This window comes from Pseudomonas californiensis (assembly GCF_021147775.1).
Classification (GTDB): domain Bacteria; phylum Pseudomonadota; class Gammaproteobacteria; order Pseudomonadales; family Pseudomonadaceae; genus Aquipseudomonas; species Aquipseudomonas californiensis.
Genome location: NZ_JAGTPK010000005.1, coordinates 1 through 13,766 on the forward strand (window position 1 = coordinate 1; position 13,766 = coordinate 13,766).

The window sequence follows — 13,766 nt, forward strand, 5'->3', positions numbered from 1 at the left end:
GATTACCGCCCAAGGCCGGGAAGGCCAAGGACGGTGAAGATTTCTAAAACCCGGTACCCAGTGGACCGTAAGGCTGCTCCGCTTAAGTGAACAGCATTACGTCGCAAGGACGGGCTTTTTCGCGGCGTTCGATCGATCAGTGCGTGCGGGCTACCGCAAACTCGCTCAGTTCAACCAGTGCGTCGCGGTATTCGCTTGGCGGCAAAGCGTCCAGGCAGGCAATGGCACGTGCCACATAATCGCGTGCCAATTGAGCGGTGTACTCAAGGGCTCCAGCGTCTTCTACGGCAGTACGAATGCTTTCCAGATCTTCCAGGCCGCCTTTCTGAATAGCTTGACGCACAAGCGCGGCCTGTTCAGGGCTGCCTTCGCGCATGGTGTAGATCAACGGCAACGTTGGCTTGCCTTCGGCGAGGTCATCGCCGACGTTCTTGCCCAAGGTTTCTGCATCGCCACGATAGTCCAGCAGGTCATCCACCAACTGAAAGGCGACGCCCAGGTGGTCACCGAAGGTGCGCAGTGCTTCGCTCTGTTCTTCTGAGGCTTCACACAGGGCTGCGGCACTGTGAGTCGAGGCTTCGAACAGCATGGCTGTCTTGCCGCGAATCACTTCCATGTAGGTTTCTTCAGTGGTGCTGGCGTCGCGGATCTTGGAAAGCTGCAGCACTTCACCTTCAGCGATGACGCGGGTCGCCTTGGCCAGGATCTTCATCACCGGCATCGAGCCCAGCTCAACCATCATTTCGAACGAGCGCGAATAAAGGAAGTCACCGACCAGCACGCTTGGTGCGTTACCCCAGAGGGCATTGGCAGTCGAACGTCCACGCCGCATGCCGGACATGTCGACAACGTCGTCATGCAGCAGGGTGGCGGTGTGCAGGAACTCGATCGTGGCCGCCAGCAGGCGCAGGTCTTCCCCTTCACGGCCAAGCGCCTTGCCGCACAGCAACACTAGCAGCGGGCGCAGACGTTTGCCGCCGGCAGAGGTGATGTAGTCGCCGATTTTCGAAACCAGCGGTACACGCGACGTCAGCTGCTTTTTGATGATAAGGTCAACGGCACTAAAGTCGTCCGCCACCGTGCGGTAGAAGGCTTGGGGTTGCATCAGCGACACGTGCTCCGGATAGGTTGCGCCGCATGCTAGGTCGCGGGGTAGAGCGTGTCAAGGTATGACGAGCAGCCACTTGCAAGGCATCGTCGGCTTGCGTACAATCGCGCACCCTAACTTTCCTGGGCAGCACCTGCCTTACGCAATTGCAAACGGGCCGTTCCAGCCCTATGCAGCCATGCCAGCCGATACTCTTCTTATAAAGAGCTGGGTGAGCAGGATTTTCGGAGAAATACCATGTACGCAGTAATTGTTACCGGTGGCAAGCAGTACAAAGTCGCCCCAGGTGAATACCTGAAAATTGAAAAGCTGGAAATCGCTACTGGCGAATCCGTCACGTTTGACCGCGTTCTGCTGGTTGGCAATGGCGACGACGTCAATATCGGTGCTCCAGTTGTTGCTGGCGCTACTGTCGTCGCAGAAGTGGTTTCGCAAGGTCGTCACGATAAGGTTCGCATCATCAAGTTCCGTCGTCGTAAGCACCACATGAAGCGTATGGGCCACCGCCAGTGGTACACCGAGATCAAAATCACAGGTATTCAGGCTTAATTCAGCCTAATCCTCATTTGGAGAATTGACTCATGGCACACAAAAAAGCTGGTGGTAGTACCCGTAACGGGCGCGACTCAGAAGCCAAACGCCTTGGCGTGAAGATGTATGGCGGCCAGGCTATCATCCCTGGCAACATCATCGTGCGTCAGCGCGGTACCCAATTCCACGCTGGCTACGGCGTTGGCATGGGTAAAGATCACACCCTGTTCGCGAAAGTGGAAGGCGTGATCAAGTTTCAAGTCAAGGGCGCCTTCGGTCGCCGCTACGTGAGCATCGTTCCGAAGACTGAAGTCTCCGCAGCGTAATCACGCAGTTGCTTAAAAGCCCTGTCTTGCGACGGGGCTTTTTTGTTTGTAGAGGTAGAGAGGCAGGTGAGTCTCTTGCAAAACTGTTTGTGCGGGCTGTTGTGATGTTGACCCTTGGGGTCGCTGGTTTCTGATCGGTATCGCAACGCTCATTTTTGCAAGAGTCTTATGTAATTTATGTGGTTCTGCTCGTCCCTGTGGCGGGAGGCGTGCGTTATGAAATTTGTAGATGAAGTATCCATTCGAGTAAAGGCCGGTGACGGCGGCAACGGTTGCATGAGCTTCCGTCGCGAAAAGTTTATTGAAAACGGCGGCCCTAACGGCGGTGATGGTGGTGATGGCGGTTCTGTCTACATGATGGCCGACGTCAACCTGAACACTCTGGTCGACTATCGCTATACCCGTCATTTTGACGCCGAGCGCGGTTCCAATGGTGGCAGCACCGACTGTACCGGTCGCAAGGGTGAAGAGCTGGTACTGCGTGTTCCGGTCGGCACCACTATCATCGACGCCACTACTCAGGAAATCATCGGTGACCTGACCAAAGACGGTCAGCGCATCATGGTTGCCCAGGGCGGCTGGCACGGTCTGGGTAACACCCGTTTCAAGTCCAGTACCAACCGTGCTCCGCGCCAGACCACACCAGGCAAGCCAGGTGATCAGCGTGATCTCAAGCTGGAATTGAAAGTGCTGGCCGATGTAGGTCTGCTGGGCTTGCCGAACGCGGGTAAAAGTACCTTCATTCGTTCGGTGTCCGCTGCCAAGCCGAAAGTGGCTGACTATCCGTTTACCACGCTGGTGCCTAACCTGGGCGTGGTCAGTGTTGATCGCTGGAAGAGCTTCGTTGTAGCCGATATTCCTGGCTTGATCGAAGGTGCTTCCGACGGCGCTGGCCTGGGTATTCGCTTCCTCAAGCACTTGGCGCGTACGCGTCTGCTGCTGCACCTCGTCGACATGGCGCCGCTGGATGAAACCAGCGCTCCGGATTCGGCCGAGATCATCGTCAATGAGCTGGTCAAGTTCAGCCCGTCGCTGGCTGATCGTGATCGCTGGCTGGTGCTGAACAAGTGCGACCAGTTGCTGGAAGAGGAGCACGAGGCCCGCAAGCAGGAGATCGTTGATCGCCTGGAGTGGACAGGTCCTGTCTACGTGATCTCTGCCATTGCCAAAGAAGGCACCGAGCAGCTCACGCGCGACATCATGCGTTATCTCGAAGAGCGTAGCCTGCGCATCGCCGAAGAGCCTGGTTATGCTGAAGAGCTGGCCGAGCTGGATCAGCGCATCGAAGACGAAGCGCGTGCGCAGTTGCAGGCACTGGACGATCAGCGTGCTCTGCGTCGCAGCGGCGTGAAGAGCGTGCATGACATCGGTGAAGATGACTGGGATGAAGAAGATGTGGACGACGAAGACGGTCCGGAAATCATTTACGTCCGTGACTGATCGCTTGAAGTAAACTTGAACGCCGCTACGATTGATAGCGGCGTTTTTGTATCCCGAATTTGAAAACTCTCTGGCTAAGGTTGGAAGATGATGCGCAGCAAAGTGACGGGTGCCCAGCGCTGGGTCGTGAAGATCGGCAGTGCCTTGCTGACGGCAGATGGCAAAGGGCTGGATCGCGGTGCCATGGGTGTGTGGGTCGAGCAGATGGTGGCGCTGCATGAGGCGGGCGTCGAGCTGGTGCTGGTTTCGTCCGGGGCGGTGGCTGCCGGTATGAGTCGCCTCGGCTGGACCTCTCGACCCAGTGCCATGCACGAGCTCCAGGCGGCCGCTGCTATTGGTCAGATGGGGTTGGTGCAGGCATGGGAGTCGAGTTTTGCCGAGCACGGCCGCCACACGGCCCAGATCCTGCTGACCCATGACGACCTGTCCGATCGCAAGCGTTACCTGAATGCCCGCAGCACTCTTCGGACATTGGTCGAGCTGGGTGTGGTCCCGGTCATCAATGAAAACGACACGGTGGTTACCGACGAGATCCGTTTTGGTGACAACGACACGCTCGCGGCGCTGGTGGCCAACCTGGTCGAAGCGGACCTGCTGGTTATCCTGACGGATCGCGACGGTATGTTTGACGCGGATCCGCGCAACAACCCGGATGCGCAGCTTATTTATGAGGCGCGCGCGGACGATCCAGCCCTTGATGCGGTCGCGGGCGGCACCGGTGGTGCGCTGGGGCGTGGTGGCATGCAGACCAAGTTGCGCGCGGCGCGCCTGGCGGCGCGTTCTGGTGCGCATACTGTGATTGTCGGTGGGCGCATCGAGCGTGTGCTGGCCAGGCTCAAGGGTGGCGAGCGTCTGGGTACGCTGTTGTCACCTGAGCGCGGCATGCTTGCAGCTCGCAAGCAGTGGCTTGCAGGGCATCTGCAGACCCGTGGCACGCTGGTGCTGGACGACGGTGCGGTGGCGGCGCTCGCCAATGATCAGAAAAGCCTGCTGCCGGTCGGCGTAAAGCGCGTGCAGGGCAGTTTTCGGCGCGGCGAGATGGTTGTGTGTGTGGCGCAGGATGGTCGTGAGATTGCGCGCGGCTTGAGCAATTACAGTGCTGTCGAGGCGCAGAAGATCATCGGCCAGTCCTCCGAGGCAATCGTGCGAGAGCTGGGCTACATGGCCGAGCCTGAGCTTATTCATCGGGATAATTTGATTCTTGTCTGATTCAGCTCACCAAAAGGAACACCGAATGCGCGTCATGAAGGGTTTTCTGGCTGCTCTGTTGTTTGTGCCTGTGCTGGTGTCGGCAGAAGAGATCGGTCAGGTGTCGACGGTCTTCAAGATCGTCGGTCCCAATGATCGAATTGTGGTCGAGGCTTTTGATGATCCCAAGGTGGAGGGTGTGACGTGCTACCTGTCGCGCGCCAAGACGGGTGGGGTCAAGGGTGGTCTGGGGCTGGCTGAGGATCGTGCAGAGGCTTCTATCGCCTGTCGTCAGGTGGGGCCGATCCGCTTCAAGGAGAACCTCAAGGACGGTGATGAGGTTTTCAAAGAGCGCACTTCGCTGGTGTTCAAGACCATGCAGGTGGTGCGTTTCTTCGACAAGAAGCGCAATTCGCTGGTGTACCTGGTCTACAGTGACCGCATCATCGAGGGTAGTCCTCAGAATGCCGTGACGGCGATTCCGATACTGCCGTGGGCGACTGCGCCGGCACCGTGATCATGTCGGGTGTGCGCATTTGCAGGGAGTGCGCATGCCTGGCTGTTGAATCCGGGCTTGTCTGTTGCAGGCAATAAACTGCAGACAATAAAAAACCGACCCTGAGGTCGGTTTTTTAACAAGCGGATCGCTTAGGCTGCAGCAGCAAGGCTCAGAGCCTTGATGTGACCATTCAGACGACCTTTATGGCGAGCAGCCTTGTTCTTGTGGATGATGCCTTTATCGGCCATACGGTCGATAACAGGCACTGCCAGAACATAAGCAGCTTGCGCTTTTTCAGCGTCTTTTGCGTCGATGGCTTTAACTACATTCTTGATGTAGGTACGAACCATGGAACGCAGGCTGGCGTTGTGGCTGCGACGCTTCTCAGCCTGTTTTGCACGTTTTTTGGCGGAAGGTGTGTTGGCCACCGTCGAGCTCCTCGAAAGACTTTGTGAAATAGCAAACAAAATAGGCCGCGAATCATGCCGATGAGTTGAAGTCTTGTCAAGGGCAGTAAAGGTGTTCCGCTGAGTGGTCGCTACATTTTTCCGGATGATTTATTTCCGGCGCGTGACCTGTAAACTCGCGGCCTTTGGCTTCGGGCTTTTTAGCGGCGCGAAGTATCGCATAAATGGAAGGGTTAATCGCCCCATCCTTTGACAAGGCACACATTCTTTCAATGAACTTACTCAAGTCACTTGCCGCCGTCAGCTCTATTACAATGGTTTCCCGGGTTCTTGGGTTTGTGCGAGACACAATCATTGCGCGTACTTTCGGGGCCGGAATGGCAACCGATGCCTTTTTTATCGCCTTCAAGCTGCCCAATCTGCTGCGCCGGATCTTCGCCGAGGGGGCTTTTTCTCAGGCATTCGTGCCGATTCTGGCCGAATACAAGAGCCAGCAGGGCGAGGAGGCGACCCGAACATTTGTCGCCTACGTCACGGGGTTGCTGACGCTGGTACTGGCGCTGGTAACGCTGCTGGGTATTGCCTGTGCGCCCTGGGTGATCTGGGCCACGGCGCCGGGCTTTGCCGATACGCCTGAAAAGTTTGCGCTGACGTCGGATCTGCTGCGCGTGACCTTTCCTTATATATTGCTGATCTCGCTGTCTTCGTTGGCCGGGGCGATCCTCAACACCTGGAACCGCTTCTCGGTACCGGCTTTCGTCCCGACGCTGCTCAACGTCAGCATGATATTTTTTGCATTGTTTCTGACACCGTACTTCGATCCGCCGGTCATGGCGTTGGGGTGGGCGGTATTGGTGGGTGGCCTGCTGCAATTGCTCTACCAGTTGCCCCATTTGAAAAAGATCGGCATGTTGGTGCTGCCGCGGCTTAATGTGCGCGACACCGGCGTCTGGCGGGTGATGAAGCAGATGCTGCCTGCCATCCTGGGTGTGTCCGTCAGTCAGATTTCTCTGATTATCAACACGATATTCGCCTCGTTCCTGGTCGCCGGTTCCGTATCGTGGATGTACTATGCCGACCGCCTGATGGAGCTTCCATCCGGTGTTCTGGGCGTTGCGCTGGGCACCATCCTGCTGCCGATCCTGTCGAAAACCTACGCTCAGAAAGACCGGCAGGAGTATTCCCGGATTCTCGACTGGGGGCTGCGCCTGTGTTTTGTTCTGGTGCTACCGTGCACACTGGCATTGGGGCTGCTGGCCGAGCCGCTGACCGTGTCGCTGTTCCAGTACGGCAAATTCGATGCGATGGATGCGGCGATGACCCAGCGAGCGCTGGTTGCTTACTCGGTCGGGCTGCTCGGTATCATCCTGATCAAGGTGTTGGCGCCCGGGTTTTATGCGCAACAAAATATCCGCACCCCCGTGAAAATTGCGATTTTCACCCTCATTGTTACTCAACTGCTCAACCTGGCGTTCATTGTTCCATTGCAGCATGCAGGTCTGGCTTTGGCGATCAGTGTGGGGGCCTGCATCAACGCCGGGCTGTTGTTCTGGCAATTGCGCAAACAGCAGCTGTTCCAGCCGCAGCCTGGCTGGGCGAAATTTCTATTCAAACTGGTGATTGCCGTTACGGTGATGTCTGCAGTGCTGTTGGGCCTCATGCATTTCATGCCAGCCTGGCAGGAAGGACAGATGCTGGAGCGTTTCCTGCGTCTGGGCGCTCTGGTCGCCGCGGGTGTCGTGACCTATTTTGCAATGCTTTTGCTGCTGGGGTTTCGCCTCCGGGATTTTGCCCGCAAGGCCATTCTGTAGGCAGTATTTCAAAGGTGGGCTGTCGGTTTCTCGCTGTGCGGGTCGTCGGCCTTGATCAGGTCTTGGCGTGTTGCCTGTCGTCCAGGGCCGTGTGTGGTTATAATCGGCCACTTTACGAGCAAGAAGTGCGTTATGCAGCTGGTTAGAGGTCTTCACAACCTGCATCCCCAGCATCGGGGCTGCGTCGCCACGATTGGCAATTTTGACGGTGTTCACCGCGGCCACCAGGCTATTCTGGCGCGTTTGCGTGAACGGGCTGTCGAGTTGGGTGTGCCCAGCTGTGTGGTCATTTTCGAGCCGCAACCTCGCGAGTTCTTCTCGCCACAGACTGCTCCTGCACGTCTGGCGCGGTTGCGCGACAAGCTCGAGCTGCTGAGTGCCGAAGGCGTGGACCGGGTCTTGTGCCTGTCCTTCAACGAGCGCCTGAGAAAACTCAGCGCTGCCAGTTTCGTCGAGCAGGTGTTGATCGACGGGCTTGGCGTGCAGCATCTTGAAGTAGGCGATGATTTCCGTTTTGGCTGCGACCGGGTCGGTGACTTCGACTTCCTGCAACAGGCCGGAGCGACATACGGATTTACAGTCGAAGCGGCACAGACCGTTGAAATAGAGGGTATCCGGGTCAGCAGCACAAAGGTGCGTAAAGCCTTGGCTGCCGCGGATTTTACCCTTGCCGAGCGCATGCTCGGCCGCCCGTTCCAGATAACCGGACGGGTCTTGCATGGCCAGAAACTGGCGCGTCAGCTGGGTACGCCCACCGCCAACGTGCAACTCAAGCGTCGTCGTGTGCCGTTGACCGGGGTTTACCTGGTCAGCACGGACATCGACGGCACCGCCTGGCCGGGTGTCGCCAACATAGGCGTGCGTCCGACTGTGGCAGGTGATGGCAGTGCCCACCTGGAGGTGCATCTTCTGGATTTTGCCGGCGACCTTTATGGCCGGCGTTTGACGGTGGCTTTCCACCACAAGCTGCGTGATGAGCAGCGTTTTGCCTCACTGGAGGCGCTCAAGACGGCGATCAATGCGGACGTCGCCGCCGCCCGTGCCCATTGGCATGGTCAACCGCTAACCAAGAGCCTGAAATGACCGACTATAAAGCCACGCTAAACCTTCCGGACACCGCCTTCCCGATGAAGGCCGGCCTGCCCCAGCGCGAGCCGCAAACTCTGCAGCGCTGGGACAGCATTGGCCTGTACCAGAAGCTGCGCGAAATTGGCAAGGATCGTCCCAAGTTCGTCCTGCACGACGGTCCTCCGTACGCCAACGGCAATATTCACATCGGTCACGCCGTCAACAAGATCCTCAAGGACATGATTCTGCGTTCCAAGACCCTGTCGGGCTTCGACGCGCCTTATGTGCCAGGTTGGGACTGCCATGGTCTGCCGATCGAACACAAGGTCGAAGTGACCCACGGCAAGAACCTGTCCGCCGATCGCACACGGGAGCTGTGCCGTGCCTACGCGGCCGAGCAGATCGAAGGCCAGAAGGCCGAGTTCATCCGCCTGGGCGTGCTGGGTGACTGGAGCAATCCGTACCTGACCATGAACTTCTCCAACGAAGCCGGGGAAATCCGCGCGTTGGCCGAAATGGTGAAGGGTGGCTTCGTCTTCAAAGGCTTGAAACCCGTCAACTGGTGTTTCGATTGCGGCTCGGCGCTGGCCGAAGCTGAAGTCGAGTATCAGGACAAGAAGTCCTCGACCATCGACGTCGCGTTCCCGATCGCCGACGACGCAAAACTTGCAGCGGCTTTCGGCCTGTCCTCGCTGGACAAGCCTGCGTCCATTGTCATCTGGACCACCACGCCGTGGACCATTCCGGCCAACCAGGCGCTGAACGTCCACCCGGAGTTCAACTACGCGCTGGTCGATGTCGGCGACAGACTGCTGGTGCTGGCTGAAGAACTGGTCGAATCATGTCTGGCCCGCTACAAGCTGGAAGGGACGGTTATCGCGACTGCGGTGGGTCAATCGCTGGAGCTGATCAATTTCCGTCACCCGTTCTACGACCGTCTGTCGCCTGTCTATCTGGCTGACTACGTGGAGTTGGGGGCAGGCACCGGTGTCGTTCACTGCTCGCCTGCCTATGGCGTAGACGACTTCAACATCAGCAAGGCCTATGGCCTGAGCAATGACGACATCATCAGCCCGGTGCAAAGCAACGGCGTGTATGTCGAATCGCTCGAGTTCTTTGGTGGCCAGTTCATCTTCAAGGCCAACCAGAACATCATCGACAAGCTGGCCGAAGTCGGCAACCTGATGGACACCGAAACCATCAGCCACAGCTACATGCACTGCTGGCGTCACAAATCGCCGCTGATCTACCGCGCTACTGCGCAGTGGTTCGTGGGCATGGACAAGCAGCCAGACACCGGCGCCACCTTGCGTGAGCGTGCGGTCAAGGCCATCGAAGACACGCAGTTCGTTCCGGCCTGGGGCCAGGCACGCCTGCATTCGATGATCGCCAACCGTCCTGACTGGTGTATCTCGCGTCAACGTAACTGGGGCGTGCCGATTCCGTTTTTCCTGCACAAGGAAAGCGGTGATCTGCACCCGCGCACCGTCGAGCTGATGGAAGAAGTCGCTCAGCGCGTCGAAAAGGAAGGCATCGAAGCCTGGTTCAAGCTGGACGCCAGCGAGTTGCTGGGTGACGAGGCTGCCAAGTACGACAAGATCTCCGACACCCTGGACGTCTGGTTCGACTCGGGCACCACGCACTGGCATGTACTGCGCGGTTCGCACCCGATGGGTCATGACAGCGGCCCGCGTGCCGACCTGTATCTGGAAGGTTCGGACCAGCACCGTGGCTGGTTCCATTCTTCGTTGCTGACCGGCTGCGCCATCGACAATCACGCGCCTTATCGCGAACTGCTGACCCACGGGTTTGTGGTCGACGAAAATGGTCGCAAGATGTCCAAGTCGCTGAACAACGTGGTTGCGCCACAGAAGGTCAACGACTCGCTGGGCGCCGACATCATGCGTCTGTGGGTATCGGCCACCGACTATTCCGGTGAAATGGCAGTTTCTGACCAGATCCTGCAGCGCAGCGCCGATGCCTATCGTCGTATTCGCAACACCGCACGCTTCCTGCTTTCCAACCTGTCGGGCTTCAATCCGGCAACCGACATCCTGCCAGCCGATGAAATGCTCGCGCTGGACCGTTGGGCGGTTGATCGCACCTTGCTGCTGCAACGTGAGCTGCAAGAACACTACGGCGAATACCGCTTCTGGAACGTCTACTCCAAGGTTCACAACTTCTGCGTGCAGGAGTTGGGTGGTTTCTATCTGGACATCATCAAGGACCGTCAGTACACCACGGCGGCTGACAGCACGGCGCGTCGTTCCTGCCAGACCGCGCTGTTCCACATCTCCGAAGCGCTGGTGCGCTGGATCGCGCCGATCCTGGCGTTCACCGCCGACGAGTTGTGGCAGTTCCTGCCGGGCGAGCGCAACGAATCGGTGATGCTCAACACCTGGTACGAAGGCCTGACAGAAATGCCCGCCCACTTCGAAATGGACCGCGCCTACTGGGAGCGGATCATGGCGGTGAAGACGTCGGTCAACAAGGAAATGGAAAACCTGCGGGCAGCCAAGGCCATCGGCGGCAACCTGCAGGCTGAAGTGACCCTGTATGCCGAGGAGTCACTGGTGGCTGACCTGGCGAAGCTCAGCAACGAGCTGCGTTTTGTGCTGATCACCTCAACGGCCAGTGTTGCGCCGCTGGCATCGGCTCCGGCTGATGCGGTAGTGACCGAGGTTGCGGGCCTGAAGCTGAAAGTGGTCAAGTCCAGCCACGCCAAGTGCGCCCGTTGCTGGCATCACCGCGAGGATGTGGGTGTGAACCCGGAGCATCCGGAAATCTGCGGTCGTTGTGTGGACAACATCAGTGGTGCAGGCGAGGTGCGTCACTATGCCTAACCCTGGACAGAGCCGTTTCGGCCGTCTGAGCTGGTTGTGGGTGAGCGTGCTGGTCCTGATCATCGATCAGGCCAGCAAGTTCTACTTCGAGAATCGTCTGGGCCTGTATGAACAGATCGTGGTGATCCCCGATTACTTCAGTTGGATGCTGGCTTACAACACGGGCGCCGCTTTCAGCTTTCTGGCCGATGGTGCCGGCTGGCAGCGCTGGTTGTTCGCGCTGATTGCGATAGTGGTCAGCGGCGTGTTGGTGGTCTGGCTCAAGCGTCTGGGCCGCGATGACACCTGGCTGGCCATTGCGCTGGCGCTGGTGCTGGGTGGTGCGCTGGGCAATCTGTACGACCGCATCGTCCTGGGCCATGTCATCGACTTCATTCTGGTGCACTGGCAGAACCGCTGGCATTTCCCGGCCTTCAACGTGGCCGACAGCGCAATCAGCGTGGGTGCCGTGATGCTGGCGCTGGACATGTTCAAGAGCAAGAAAACCGGAGAGGCCGCACATGACTGATCAATTGTCGACGCAGGGCTCCTCAGACGAGCTGCGCATCGGTCAGAACACACAGGTCACCTTGCATTTCGCCCTGCGTCTGGAAAACGGCGACACGGTTGACAGCACCTTTGAAAAGGCCCCGGCCACGTTCAAGGTCGGTGACGGCAACCTGTTGCCCGGTTTCGAAGCCGCGATTTTCGGGTTCAAGGCAGGTGACAGAAAGACCGTGCAGATTTTGCCGGAAAACGCCTTTGGTCAGCCCAACCCACAAAACGTGCAGATCATGCCACGCTCGCAGTTCGAAGGTATGGAGCTGTCAGAAGGGTTGCTGGTGATTTTCAACGATGCGGCAAACACCGAGCTGCCTGGCGTTGTGAAAGTGTTCGATGACGAGCAGGTCACCATCGACTTCAATCACCCGCTGGCAGGCAAGACGCTGAGCTTTGAAGTGCAAATCTTTGAAGTGAAGCCGATCCTGGCGTCCTGAAGCTGATACGTCTTTATCTGATAGTGAGCCCGGCTTCGGCCGGGCTGTTTCGCACGTAACCATGAGGCACAGCATGCAAATCAAACTCGCCAACCCCCGCGGCTTCTGCGCTGGTGTGGACCGCGCGATCGAAATCGTCAATCGTGCGCTGGAAGTGTTTGGTCCGCCGATTTATGTGCGCCATGAAGTCGTTCACAACAAATTTGTCGTCGAAGACCTGCGCTCCCGTGGCGCGATCTTCGTCGAAGAGCTGGAGCAGGTGCCGGATGACGTCATCGTCATTTTCAGCGCCCATGGCGTTTCTCAGGCGGTGCGCACCGAGGCAGCCGGTCGCGGCCTGAAAGTCTTCGACGCCACCTGCCCCTTGGTCACCAAGGTACATATCGAGGTCGCCCGTTACAGTCGCGATGGTCGCGAATGCATCCTGATCGGTCACGAGGGCCATCCGGAAGTCGAAGGGACCATGGGCCAGTACGACGCGGCCAACGGCGGCGCGATTTACCTGGTCGAGGATGAAGCGGATGTTGCGAGTCTTCAGGTGCGCAACCCCGAGGCCTTGGCTTTTGTGACTCAGACCACGTTGTCGATGGACGACACCAGCAGGGTCATCGACGCACTGCGCAAGCGGTTCCCTGCGATTGGTGGGCCGCGCAAGGATGATATCTGTTACGCCACGCAAAACCGGCAGGACGCGGTCAAGCAGTTGGCCGACGAATGTGATGTGGTGCTGGTCGTGGGCAGCCCCAACAGCTCCAACTCCAACCGTCTGCGCGAGCTCGCCGAGCGCATGGCGACCCCTGCCTACCTCATTGATGGTGCTGAGGACATGCAGCAGAGCTGGTTTGACGGTGTCGAGCGCATCGGTATCACGGCGGGCGCCTCTGCGCCGGAAGTGCTGGTGCGCGGCGTGATCCAGCAATTGCATGCGTGGGGCGCGACCGGTGCCGATGAACTGGCTGGTCGTGAGGAAAACATCACGTTCTCGATGCCCAAAGAGCTGCGGGTCAAGTCACTGCTCTGAGGCTTTCAGCGACACAGTCTGGCCTCACGTATTGCGTCCTCGATTCTGACCCTGCCGGCAGGAGCCACTATCACCCGATAGCGGCTGGCCGGCTGGTCTTTCAGGCACATGTGCAACGTCCCGTTGGTTCTGTCTACCAGGCCGCCAAGCCCATTGAAGCTCAGTTGCTCAACCAGCCTGGTGTTGCCGACAATCCGCGTCTGGTTGCTTCTGGCACGCTCGACAAGGAGCGTATCGTTTTTGTCCGCGCCCTTGCTGCCGGTATCAAGTACGATGCGCCAGCCGTTACTCCAGTCTCCTTCAATTGCATGAATCGTGACCAGCGCATTGCGGGTGATGGCGGCCACGCGGGTTGCCCGTATGCCACTGGCCAGTTCCTGAGCTGCTACGAGCCCACGGTGGTGATCGATCAAACTGTTGAACGAGGGCGCCGCAACGTTGGCGAGTATTGCAACCACCGCCAGCGCGATCAGTAGCTCGATCAATGTGAAGCCTGCCTGTTTCATGTGCTTTCCCTCCCTGGAAAACGCCGTTCCAAACACGTTGT

14 protein-coding genes are annotated in these 13,766 nt (G+C 58.3%); 11 read left to right on the forward strand and 3 right to left on the reverse strand.

The features are described from left to right. Window positions 1-136: 136 nt before the first annotated feature. Entirely contained in the window at window positions 137-1,105 is a 969-nt protein-coding gene (locus tag KDX37_RS06255; protein WP_231651818.1) for a polyprenyl synthetase family protein, read from the reverse strand. Between the two features lie 240 nt (window positions 1,106-1,345). On the opposite strand from KDX37_RS06255, the gene rplU reads away from it, so the two are divergent. The 5 genes from rplU to KDX37_RS06280 all read left to right on the forward strand — a co-directional run bounded on the left by rplU (window position 1,346) and on the right by KDX37_RS06280 (window position 5,110). Continuing rightward, window positions 1,346-1,657 (forward strand): 50S ribosomal protein L21, encoded by a 312-nt coding sequence (rplU, locus tag KDX37_RS06260; RefSeq protein WP_002551971.1) that lies wholly within the window; start codon window positions 1,346-1,348, stop codon window positions 1,655-1,657. A 32-nt stretch (window positions 1,658-1,689) separates the two neighbouring features. Continuing rightward, window positions 1,690-1,965 carry a 50S ribosomal protein L27 gene (gene rpmA / locus KDX37_RS06265; RefSeq protein WP_002551972.1) on the forward strand — a complete coding sequence of 92 codons (276 nt, stop codon included), beginning with the start codon at window positions 1,690-1,692 and terminating at the stop codon, window positions 1,963-1,965. 216 nt (window positions 1,966-2,181) lie between these two features. Beyond that, entirely contained in the window at window positions 2,182-3,405 is a 1,224-nt protein-coding gene (gene cgtA / locus KDX37_RS06270) for an Obg family GTPase CgtA (protein WP_231651819.1), read from the forward strand. A gap of 90 nt (window positions 3,406-3,495) precedes the next feature. Beyond that, window positions 3,496-4,614 (forward strand): glutamate 5-kinase, encoded by a 1,119-nt coding sequence (proB, locus tag KDX37_RS06275; protein WP_231651998.1) that lies wholly within the window; start codon window positions 3,496-3,498, stop codon window positions 4,612-4,614. Window positions 4,615-4,639: 25 nt separating this feature from the next. Next, window positions 4,640-5,110: a CreA family protein gene (locus KDX37_RS06280; RefSeq protein WP_231651820.1), complete on the forward strand. Its 471-nt coding sequence runs from the start codon at window positions 4,640-4,642 to the stop codon at window positions 5,108-5,110. 131 nt (window positions 5,111-5,241) lie between these two features. Here KDX37_RS06280 and rpsT read toward each other — a convergent pair whose 3' ends face one another. Next, window positions 5,242-5,520, reverse strand: coding sequence for a 30S ribosomal protein S20 (rpsT, locus tag KDX37_RS06285; RefSeq protein ID WP_003344603.1), 279 nt, complete (start codon window positions 5,518-5,520; stop codon window positions 5,242-5,244). Between the two features lie 251 nt (window positions 5,521-5,771). On the opposite strand from rpsT, the gene murJ reads away from it, so the two are divergent. The 6 genes from murJ (at window position 5,772) to ispH (ending at window position 13,219) form a co-directional block, all read left to right on the forward strand. Next, window positions 5,772-7,310, forward strand: a complete 1,539-nt coding sequence (gene murJ / locus KDX37_RS06290) for a murein biosynthesis integral membrane protein MurJ (RefSeq protein ID WP_231651821.1) — start codon at window positions 5,772-5,774, stop codon at window positions 7,308-7,310. 132 nt (window positions 7,311-7,442) lie between these two features. After that, window positions 7,443-8,393, forward strand: a complete 951-nt coding sequence (gene ribF / locus KDX37_RS06295) for a bifunctional riboflavin kinase/FAD synthetase (RefSeq protein ID WP_231651822.1) — start codon at window positions 7,443-7,445, stop codon at window positions 8,391-8,393. Continuing rightward, complete coding sequence (gene ileS, locus KDX37_RS06300; RefSeq protein WP_231651823.1) at window positions 8,390-11,221, forward strand: isoleucine--tRNA ligase; 2,832 nt, start codon at window positions 8,390-8,392, stop codon at window positions 11,219-11,221. Before ribF ends, ileS begins: the two co-directional genes overlap by 4 nt. Further along, the gene (gene lspA, locus KDX37_RS06305; protein ID WP_231651824.1) at window positions 11,214-11,729 is read left to right on the forward strand and encodes a signal peptidase II; all 516 of its coding nucleotides are present in this window, start codon (window positions 11,214-11,216) and stop codon (window positions 11,727-11,729) included. Before ileS ends, lspA begins: the two co-directional genes overlap by 8 nt. After that, the gene (locus KDX37_RS06310; RefSeq protein WP_231651825.1) at window positions 11,722-12,198 is read left to right on the forward strand and encodes an FKBP-type peptidyl-prolyl cis-trans isomerase; all 477 of its coding nucleotides are present in this window, start codon (window positions 11,722-11,724) and stop codon (window positions 12,196-12,198) included. Before lspA ends, KDX37_RS06310 begins: the two co-directional genes overlap by 8 nt. Before the next feature lie 73 nt (window positions 12,199-12,271). Then, window positions 12,272-13,219 (forward strand): 4-hydroxy-3-methylbut-2-enyl diphosphate reductase, encoded by a 948-nt coding sequence (ispH, locus tag KDX37_RS06315; RefSeq protein WP_231651826.1) that lies wholly within the window; start codon window positions 12,272-12,274, stop codon window positions 13,217-13,219. Window positions 13,220-13,224: 5 nt separating this feature from the next. Here the strand turns inward: ispH and KDX37_RS06320 are convergent, their stop codons facing one another. After that, complete coding sequence (locus KDX37_RS06320) at window positions 13,225-13,725, reverse strand: GspH/FimT family pseudopilin (protein ID WP_231651827.1); 501 nt, start codon at window positions 13,723-13,725, stop codon at window positions 13,225-13,227. Window positions 13,726-13,766 lie beyond the last annotated feature (41 nt).

What these genes read in the sequence shown, in the direction of transcription:
- lspA (WP_231651824.1), top strand. Translation starts at nt 11,214, where the DNA reads ATGCCTAACCCTGGACAGAGCCGTTTCGGCCGTCTGAGCTGGTTGTGG.
- KDX37_RS06255 (WP_231651818.1), bottom strand. Translation starts at nt 1,105, where the DNA reads ATGCAACCCCAAGCCTTCTACCGCACGGTGGCGGACGACTTTAGTGCC.
- murJ (WP_231651821.1), top strand. Translation starts at nt 5,772, where the DNA reads ATGAACTTACTCAAGTCACTTGCCGCCGTCAGCTCTATTACAATGGTT.
- rplU (WP_002551971.1), top strand. Translation starts at nt 1,346, where the DNA reads ATGTACGCAGTAATTGTTACCGGTGGCAAGCAGTACAAAGTCGCCCCA.
- KDX37_RS06310 (WP_231651825.1), top strand. Translation starts at nt 11,722, where the DNA reads ATGACTGATCAATTGTCGACGCAGGGCTCCTCAGACGAGCTGCGCATC.
- ispH (WP_231651826.1), top strand. Translation starts at nt 12,272, where the DNA reads ATGCAAATCAAACTCGCCAACCCCCGCGGCTTCTGCGCTGGTGTGGAC.
- ileS (WP_231651823.1), top strand. Translation starts at nt 8,390, where the DNA reads ATGACCGACTATAAAGCCACGCTAAACCTTCCGGACACCGCCTTCCCG.
- cgtA (WP_231651819.1), top strand. Translation starts at nt 2,182, where the DNA reads ATGAAATTTGTAGATGAAGTATCCATTCGAGTAAAGGCCGGTGACGGC.
- KDX37_RS06280 (WP_231651820.1), top strand. Translation starts at nt 4,640, where the DNA reads ATGCGCGTCATGAAGGGTTTTCTGGCTGCTCTGTTGTTTGTGCCTGTG.
- proB (WP_231651998.1), top strand. Translation starts at nt 3,496, where the DNA reads ATGCGCAGCAAAGTGACGGGTGCCCAGCGCTGGGTCGTGAAGATCGGC.
- KDX37_RS06320 (WP_231651827.1), bottom strand. Translation starts at nt 13,725, where the DNA reads ATGAAACAGGCAGGCTTCACATTGATCGAGCTACTGATCGCGCTGGCG.
- rpmA (WP_002551972.1), top strand. Translation starts at nt 1,690, where the DNA reads ATGGCACACAAAAAAGCTGGTGGTAGTACCCGTAACGGGCGCGACTCA.
- ribF (WP_231651822.1), top strand. Translation starts at nt 7,443, where the DNA reads ATGCAGCTGGTTAGAGGTCTTCACAACCTGCATCCCCAGCATCGGGGC.